General features: G+C 62.7%; 2 protein-coding genes and 1 pseudogene. 1 reads left to right on the top strand and 2 read right to left on the bottom strand.

Annotated features, from left to right (window positions below):
• Positions 1–67 precede the first annotated feature (67 nt).
• On the top strand, positions 68–844 hold the full coding sequence (locus tag EN879_RS33630; RefSeq protein ID WP_013532007.1) for a glutamine amidotransferase: 777 nt from the start codon (positions 68–70) through the stop codon (positions 842–844).
• Positions 845–963: 119 nt separating this feature from the next.
• Here EN879_RS33630 and EN879_RS33625 read toward each other — a convergent pair whose 3' ends face one another.
• Together EN879_RS33625 and EN879_RS33620 are read right to left on the bottom strand one after the other, a co-directional pair.
• On the bottom strand, positions 964–1,491 hold the full coding sequence (locus EN879_RS33625; RefSeq protein ID WP_244506953.1) for a hypothetical protein: 528 nt from the start codon (positions 1,489–1,491) through the stop codon (positions 964–966).
• Positions 1,492–1,648: 157 nt separating this feature from the next.
• Positions 1,649–1,996: pseudogene (locus EN879_RS33620) on the bottom strand (trigger factor); the annotation flags it as partial.

Raw genomic sequence — 1,996 nt, 5'->3', positions numbered from 1 at the left:
ATCCCAGAGATCGGGGCGGGCGAAACCGGCTAGAACAAGCGACTGGCGGAATCAGGAGAGCACGATCATGGCGAAGACAAAAGTCCTTCTTGTCGGCGAAAGCTGGGTGAGTTCGGCGACCCACTACAAGGGGTTCGACCAGTTCGGCAGCGTCACCTTCCATCTCGGGGCAACGCCCCTGGTCGACGCCTTGAAGGACAGCGAATTCGATCTCGACTACATGCCCGCTCATGAGGCCGTCGAGAAGCTGCCTTTCACCATGGAAGGGCTGTCGCAATACAGGACGATCATCCTGTCCGACATTGGCGCAAACTCGCTGCTGCTTCATCCCGATGTCTGGCTGCACGGCAAGACAGTGCCGAACCGGCTCAAGCTCCTGCGCGACTGGACGCTGGCCGGCGGCGGCCTGATCATGATCGGCGGTTACTTCAGCTTCCAAGGCATTGACGGCAAGGCGCGCTGGCATCGCACGGCGGTCGAGGAGGCGCTGCCGGTGACCTGCCTTCCCAATGATGACCGCCTCGAAATTCCGGAGGGCTTTCGTCCCGAGATCACTGGCTCAAGAGACCATCCGCTTTTTGCCGGCATTGAGGGCGAATGGCCGCTGCTGCTCGGCGCCAACGAGGTCGTCGCCCGCGATCGCGACGATGTCGAGGTTCTGGCGCGGCTGCCGCAGGACCAGGGCGGCCATCCCCTGCTGGTCACCGGGCGTCACGGCGAAGGGCGCACGCTGGTCTGGACGTCGGACATCGGACCGCACTGGCTGCCGAACAGTTTTGTCGAATGGCCCGGCTATGCGCGGCTTTGGACCAACGTGCTCCGCTGGGTCAGCAACGCCGTTTGATGATGTCGCCCCAAAGTGCGTTTTTGAGGCAACGACATGTATGAGAACAAAGGTTTGAAGCCGATCAGCATCACCGGGAACGGCGAGCTCGGCCGTTGCCGCCTTCGCCTCACGGTCGTTCACGGCGGATCGGTGTTGCAGTTTCCGGCAACCTGGCTGACCGCTTCGCCGAACCCGGCGAGGTCGAAATCGGCCTCGCCGCGCCCCGCCAGCAGCCCGAACCGCCACGAAAGCTGGAGCCGGTTCGCGGCGACAAGGCGCCTGATGCCATCGGCGCCATCGCGCACCAGCATCCGGCCGCGCGGCCCGACCGACCAGCTTTCGTCGAACTTGCTCTCCTGATCGACCGTAATCGACATGGTGATCTTGCGGCTGGCCGAAACAGCGTCGTTCAGTTGCAGCCATTCAGTCCAATGCGGCTCGCCGTTTGCCCGGCAGGCAATCGTCAGGATCGGGCTGTAGCTCAAGGCACCGCCGCCGGTGATCAGCTTGTTGGTGGCGTAGAGCGAGGCCGTCACGAGGCCGTCTTCACTCGTGCCGAAGCGCCAGTTGTCAGGCACCGTGCCGGCCTGGGCAATGCCGCAGACCGAGATAAGGATCAGCGCGATTGCCGAAGCGTGTCCCAATTCGACGAACAGTCTCAACACGCCCTCCAACAACCAAGCGGCTTGCAATAGAAGCGCAGATAATGATCAAAGCTTGGTCGCCACAGGCCGTCGCTCGCGAAGCATGGCGGCTGTTGCAGTTTGGCAACGAAAAAGGCCGCCTCGAGGGCGGCCTTCCTGTTTCAGCGGAGCGCTGGTGTTATTCGGCGGCCTTCTTCTTCGGCGCGGCCTTCTTCTTGGGCTCTTCCGCGTCGTCGGCCGTCTTGGCGTCGGCCTTCTTGGCGGCGGCTTTCTTCGCCGGCTTCGCCTTGACGGCGGTCTCGTCCTCTTCGTCGTCGGCCATCAGCTCTTCCTTGCTGACCTTGACGTCGGTGACCGAAATCTGACCGAGCAGATGGTCGACCACCTTTTCCTCGAACATCGGCGCCCGCAGCGTGTTCAACGCTTCCGGGTTGTTGCGGTAGAACTCGAAGACTTCCTGCTGCTGGTTTCCTGGATAGCGCCGCACCTGCTCGAACAGGCCGCGCTGCAGCTCTTCGTCCGATAC

Source organism: Mesorhizobium sp. M7A.F.Ca.AU.002.02.1.1 (assembly GCF_003998535.1).
Classification (GTDB): Bacteria; Pseudomonadota; Alphaproteobacteria; order Rhizobiales; family Rhizobiaceae; genus Mesorhizobium; species Mesorhizobium ciceri.
This window is presented reverse-complemented; position numbering and strand designations above follow the sequence as displayed.